At 69.1% G+C, this 6,450-nt stretch carries 3 protein-coding genes; 1 reads left to right on the top strand and 2 read right to left on the bottom strand.

All coding sequences use genetic code 11. From position 1 onward, the window contains the following. Positions 1-56: 56 nt before the first annotated feature. Together BEK98_RS46575 and BEK98_RS46580 are read right to left on the bottom strand one after the other, a co-directional pair. Positions 57-3,077: an NACHT domain-containing protein gene (locus BEK98_RS46575; RefSeq protein ID WP_094222871.1), complete on the bottom strand. Its 3,021-nt coding sequence runs from the start codon at positions 3,075-3,077 to the stop codon at positions 57-59. 232 nt (positions 3,078-3,309) lie between these two features. Further along, positions 3,310-5,265, bottom strand: coding sequence for a ricin-type beta-trefoil lectin domain protein (locus BEK98_RS46580; protein WP_094222872.1), 1,956 nt, complete (start codon positions 5,263-5,265; stop codon positions 3,310-3,312). Between the two features lie 235 nt (positions 5,266-5,500). Here BEK98_RS46580 and BEK98_RS46585 point away from each other — a divergent pair. After that, positions 5,501-6,450: glycosyltransferase (locus tag BEK98_RS46585; protein ID WP_094222873.1), on the top strand; the 950-nt coding region annotated here is incomplete at its 3' end.

Consider the following 6,450-nt stretch of genomic DNA (forward strand, 5'->3'; position numbering starts at 1 on the left):
CCAGCTCAGTGCAGCCCCGTGCCATGAACATGTTGACTCAGCGCGAGCGCCGGCTGTCACTCGCCGCGCAGAGTCCTGAACCGGGCGGCCTCGGCACGTCCCTGGAGCAGCTCGCGCAGCTCAGCGGGGGCATGTACTGACAACACATCGACGAGATGCTGCACGTCCTGTGGGGGGAAGCGCTTCAGGTCGCGATCCAGCAGGCCGACGAGCACTGGCCTGAGGTGCCGCATGACCGAGCCTTCTCGGTCGGAGACGAGGAGCGCGTTGCCGACGCGCCGATACAGCACCTGGGTCTCCTCCAGAGACATCCCGATCTCGCCCTCCAGCCAGAGCTTCAGCAGGTCGTGGACGATCGAGGTGGCGGGTCTGCCGCCACCCCCGTTGAACGTGGTGAGCAACGGACCCAAGGACTCGAACAACGGGCGCAGGGCCTGAAGGGCCACACCGTCGTTCGTCCCCGCCGAGAGATCCATCTTGTGCCAGATCTCGTTCCAGTAGGTGCGCTGCCACAGAACGTCCTCCTGCTCCTGTGGCACTGGGTAGATCCAGTGCGCGTCCATCGCCTCTGGGATGGCCGGTTCGCCCTGCCGAAGACGAATCGTCAGATCACGCCGGTCTCCGTCGCGGGTCCGTCGCAGGATCAGGGCCGATGCAAAGTCCGTCCACTGCGGCTCCTCCAAGGAGGAGCGCCACAGCAGCGCGCGACTGTGCCATGCGTCCCCCGGGTCGTCCTGGGTGGGAAAGAGCGAGCTGACCGCCGTCTCCCCTGTCAGCAACAGCACGAACATCACGAGGTTGGCGCTGTATATGCCCTGCCGGACAGTGGCCCGCATCCGCTGGGGAAAGTAGGCGGGATACGGCTGGTCGGCACGCAGCTCACGTTCGCCCAGCACACGGATGACGAGGCGGGACAGACGCTCACGATCGTCCTCCGGCAGCTGTTCGACGCGCGCCCGGGCGAAGCGGAGCATCTGCCGGGAGAAGGCGGGGGCGAACGAGAGCAACGCGAACAGCATGTCGTCGTTGAGCGGTTCACTGCCCATCGAGAAGACGGGGCGGTGGTCGAGAAGTCTCGTCAACAGCTGCACGGCGAGTCGCGCGGCCAGGTACTCCCCGAAGGTGGCGTGCAGGAACTCGTAGGTGGACAGCGTCTGTCCACCTTTGATCGACTGCGCGCGCTGCACGAAGAAGAAGCGCCCGAGGGTGATCTCAGCCTGTCCCAGAGGTTCCCGGAAACCCGATGCCGCGTGTGCGTGCCGTCCCAGCAGCGCGGCCAGATCCTGTTCGAGTTCAGCCGTCGAGGCCCATTGGCGCCGCCGGTTGAGCATGGCGAAAGCGACGAGTGACAGCCGCTGGAGCTCTCGCTCCAAGAGGTCGTCGATCTGAGTGTCCCGCAGGGTGTCCCGGGAGTCCTTGGCCACCTCGCGCCGAGCGAACGAGCCGAGCAGTGCCTCGTACAGATCTGCCTCACCCAGTGGGCGTTCGTCCGCTCCCTGCAGGTCGTTCCCTGCCGCGTGATAGAGAGCGAGCATCGTCAGGAGCAGTGGCTGCCCGGCCAGGGTGCGATGCGGCTCGAGCAGCTCCCAGGTGAGTGGCGACAGGCGCCGGGCGGTGAAGTGCCGGGCATTGGAGAGGTTCCACTGTTGGAGCCAAGCCTCGATCTGCTCCCGTCGGAACGGCTCCAGGCGCATCGCGACCGTTCCCTGCGGATAGCGGACCCGATCCGCCACCGTGGTCCGGCTGGTGACCAGGGCGAGGACCGGACGTCCCTGCTCCGATTCCCGTTCCTGAAAACGGGCCACCTTCACCAGGAAGTCGTTCTGGTGCACTCCGGTGGTCTGCAGCAGTTCGTCGAACCCGTCGAGCAGGAGGACCGGCAAGGCGGTGCCTGCCGACCGCACCAGTGCGGGCCAGGCAACCTGCTCTCCGGTGGCGTCACGGACGGCTTGTTCGAGCTGGTCCTGAAGTTCGTCGTCCGCGCGCACATCGCGCAGCGCCACTCGCACCGGCAGGAATCCAGCGGCCGGCAGCCGCGCCGCGAGGATCCGGGAGAGGACGGACTTGCCCGCGCCCGGCTGCCCCAGCACCAGCAGAGGAGCGAGGGTGAGTCCCTCCGACGTCAGGACGCCTGTCAGATACTCGGTGAGGTCCTGTCGTAACGGTGCTTCCTCCCACCAGTCCTCGGCGGCGGGACTGCCTTGCCCGTCGACGGCACGTACCCTGAAATCAGGGTCCAGATATGCCTCGCCCAGCGTCGGCACCCGCATGCCTTCCGGAGTGGACTCGGCGTCGAGGATGCGGCGGTTCAGGGCCGCCAGGTGTGCCCGGGACAGGGCCTGGGCGATGTCCACCGGCGGATCCTGCACAACGATGGACGAGGACAGAAGCGATTCCAGCCCGGCGAGCGCCCGCCGCAGTTCGGTGCGCGTGGCCTGGTGTTCCAACCGGCCCGACCAGTAACGGAATTCGGGGGCCTCGACAGCCAGTCGGGAGTACAGCGCCTCGTACTGCTCGACCGCGCGCTCGGGCAGCGCGTCGTGCACCGTGTCCGCGATCTCCGAGCGGATGGACGCAGGCAGTTCCTCCCACAAGGCCAGTCCCCGCAGGAAGTTGACGACTCGAGAGGCCAGGCGCCGGTACCAGAGCCGGAGTTCGACGAGGGTGTCCTCGTACGGCAGATGAGGAGCGGGACGTGGAGCGTCCACCTGCATCATGGTCTGCGCGAATCCCTCGTCGGAAGTCGGTCGGCCGCCCGCGAGGGTGATCTGTTCACGACGACTCAGCAGCAAGTCGTTCAGCGACAGGGGCGGGTCCTCCTGCACCAGGGCATCGAAAGCTTGTTCAAGGACCTCGAAGAACGCCAGTACGACGATCACGGTGTGGGCGGCCTCCAGAAGCTGGGTGCGTTCCACCCGCCCATGAGCGCGTCCCAGTCTTGCGCCCACGCCACGCGCCGCGTCGCGTCCCAGACCGAGGATTCTCCCGCGAGCGTCGAACATGCCGAGCAGCCCGCCGCTCAGACCGCCCGTGGCCAGATTGAGCGCTCCCGCGATCGCTCGGTCCAGCGCCGCCATGGCGGGAGGGTCCTGGCCCAGAAGTATCAGCGCGTCTCCGAAAGACAGCGGCCTCCGCGGCCCCACAGTACCCCCATGGATGTGCACTCGCCCGGCACCGCGACCAGCCTGGCACAGATCCCGTATGAGGTCCCACTGTTCGTCCGGGAGATGCCCACGCCCCGCACCGCGATCATCACGGAGCGGGGCGTGGCAAGAGGCTCGGTTCGGCAGCACGTCCTCGGCGGAGGTGTCAGGTCCGGGACCACTTCTGGTTGTCGCCGCCGTTGCAGCTCCACAGCACGAGGTTGGAGCCGTTGCCCGTGCCGCCGTTGTACGCGTCGAGGCACAGGCCCGCGTTGACGTTGGTGATCGTGCCGTCGGCGTTGACGTTCCACTGCTGGTTGGTCTGGCCGTTGCAGTCCCAGATCACCACCTTGGTGCCGTTGGTGGTGCCGAGGTTGTAGGCGTCGAGGCACTTGTCGCCGTAGACCACGAGTTCCTTGCGGGCGGTGTAGGTCCAGGCCTGGTTGGCGCCGCCGTTGCAGTCCCAGAGTTCGGCCTGGGTGCCGTTGGTGATCGTGTTGTTGTAGATGTCGGCGCAGCGGCCGGACTGTTTGCCGGTGAGCAGGGTGGCGTCGGTGCCGGGGACGGGTCTCACCGTGAGGGTGCCCAGAGCGGGACCGCCGGTCAGGGTCAGGGAGTTGGCCGATCCCTTGGTGAGGTGGACCTGGACCGAGACCGTGCCCGGGGTGGATCCGGTGGGCGGGAAGGAGACCGTGGTGGCGGTCTGCCCGTTGACCTGGAGGGTGCCGGTGACGGCGGTGGACGCCGTGTTGGTGTAGGTGAGGTCGACCACGTCCAGGCCGGTGCTCGCCGCGCTCACGCCGGTGAACTTCCCGGTGGACGTCGCGCTGTAGCCGCTGCTCGCCGCCTCGGTACCGGTCACCTTGAGCATCACCGAGCCGCCCGCCGGGACGCTGGTGGTGTAACTCGTGGCGTACGAGCCGAGGTTCTTCTGCGCCCACAGGTCGCGGACGCTCGCCGAGGCGCCGGTGAGGCCGAGGTCGGACCAGCGGACGGTGATGTCCTTGGCGGCGGAGGTGCGGTTGAGCAGCACGACGGCCCGGTCACCGGTGCCGGCGAGGACCTTGCCGTACACCTGGAGGCCCGAGGTGTCCTCCGCGACCTTGACGCCCTGGAGGCCGCGCGGGTCCTGGTCGACGGCGATGACGTCCGGGTTCTTGAGGATGGCCGCCGTCTCACCGGTCATGGTGGTGAGGTCGTTGCCGGCCAGCAGCGGGGCGCCGGAGATCGCCCACAGGGACATGTGGGTGCGGTTCTGCGCGGCGGTGAAGCCGGGCATGCCGACCATCAGCATGTCGGGGTCGTTGTAGTAGCCGGTGTGCTGTGCGTCCGGGTGCAGGGCCTGGTCGAAGTTGGACAGCATGTTGGTCTGCGAGGGCGCGTTGCCGTAGTAGATGATGTCCGTGCTGGTCCGCCACATGGGGGCGAGGCCCGGCGCCCAGTTCCAGGGGTTCTGGTAGCCCCAGTTGCAGATCGAGAGGGTCAGCGGGCGGCCGGTGGCGGCGGTGGCCTTGGTGACGGCGGAGCTGATCGCCTTGTACGTCGTCGCCGCGTCCAGTCCTTCGGCGTCGCCGCCGCACCAGTCGACCTTCACGAAGTCGAAGCCCCACTGGGAGAACTGGAGCATGTCCTGGTCGTAGTGGCCCTCGCTGCCGGTGTTCGGGGCGGCGGGGCGGCCGGTCGGGAAGTAGTAGCCGCAGCCGTTCTTGCCCGCGTCGGTGTAGATGCCGGCCTTCAGGCCCTTGCTGTGGATGTAGTCGGCGATGGCGCTCATGCCGCCGGGCCACTCGGAGGTGTCGACGGTGATGTTGCCGGCGCTGTCCCGGGTGCCCTGCCACCAGCCCTCGTCGATGTTGACGTACTGGTATCCGGCGGCGGGCAGTCCGGCCGAAACGAACGCGTCGACCTGCTTCTTGATGACGTTGTAGTCGATCTTCGCGGCGAAGCTGTTCCAGGAGGCCCAGCCCATGGGGGCGGTGGGGACGGACACCTGGCGGGTGGTCGCCGCCTGCGCCGGGCCCGGCTGGGCGAACAGGAGGGCGGCGGCCGCGGTCAGGACGAGGACCAGGGCACGTACGGCGGCGGTTCTGCAGCGTCTTGCGAGACCGGGTGGGGGGTACATCGGCTCCTCCGCGTACGGGACGGAATGCGTGGGTGATCGGGATGGCTATCGACACTTCGGCGATCGATATTTCGAACATGGATCGATTAACCGAACATGCTGTGCGCGCCGACCGTAGAGCCGCCCGGGGGTGAAGTCAACGGATGCGGCAGGCGTGAAGTCGACGGTCGGGCCGGGTCGTTGGACCTCTGTGCGGCGCGGCGCCGCCATACTGTCCGCCATGCGGGTTGCCATCATGACGGCGGGATCCCGGGGCGACGTGGCCCCCTACACCGGCCTCGGGTACCGGCTCGGCCGTGCCGGGCACGAGGTCACCCTGGTCACCCACGGCTGCTTCGAGCCGCTGGTGGCGGGCTCCGGGGTACGGTTCCACGCGCTGCCGGTCGATCCGCGCGCGGAGCTGGAGTCACCTCGGGGCCGGGGGCTGCACCGCAGTACCAGCGGCGCCGGGAAGCTGGTGCGGGTGGTGGAGCTGGCCCGGCGGCTGGTCGGGCGGATGACCGACGACCTGGTGGCGGCGGCGCGGGAGAGCGATGTGCTGCTGCTGTCGGCCTCGCTGGCGCCGCTCGGGCATGCCGTCGCCGAGGGGCTGCGACTGCCGAGCATGGGCCTTTATCTGCAACCCCTGGCACCCACACAGGAGTTCGCCCCTCCGGTGCTCGGTGGCGGCACCTTCGGAGCCCCGGGGAACCGGCTCGCCGGGCACGGTGTGAACCTCGCCGTGGAGCGTGTCTTCGCCGCCACCGTGCCCGCGGTCCGCGCCCGCCTCGGGCTGCCCCCGGTCCGGACCGGCCCCGCTCGGCGCGCCAGGGAGCGGCGGCTGTGGCCGGTGCACCATGGCTTCAGCCCGCTGGTGGTGCCCCGGCCCCGGGACTGGCGGCCGGGTCTGGGCGTGTGCGGCTACTGGTGGCCGTACGACACCGAGCCCGAACTCCCGCACAGGCTGCGGGAGTTCCTCGACGCCGGTCCGCCGCCGGTGTTCGTCGGGCTGGGCAGCGCCACCGTGCCGGACGCCGGCCGGCTGAGCGCGCAGGTCGTGGCGGCGCTGCGGCGGGCCGGGCTGCGCGGGGTGGTCCAGCGCGGCTGGGGCGGCCTCGCGGCGGACGGCGACGACATGCTGACCATCGGCGAGGTGGCGCACTCGGCGCTGTTCCCGCGGATGGCCGCCGTGGTCCACCACGCCGG

Source organism: Streptomyces diastatochromogenes (assembly GCF_002242805.1).
Classification (GTDB): Bacteria; Actinomycetota; Actinomycetes; order Streptomycetales; family Streptomycetaceae; genus Streptomyces; species Streptomyces diastatochromogenes.

Bases quoted from the DNA above. Each gene is read 5' to 3' on its own strand.
- BEK98_RS46575 (WP_094222871.1), bottom strand. From the start codon at position 3,077: ATGGCGGCGCTGGACCGAGCGATCGCGGGAGCGCTCAATCTGGCCACG.
- BEK98_RS46580 (WP_094222872.1), bottom strand. From the start codon at position 5,265: ATGTACCCCCCACCCGGTCTCGCAAGACGCTGCAGAACCGCCGCCGTA.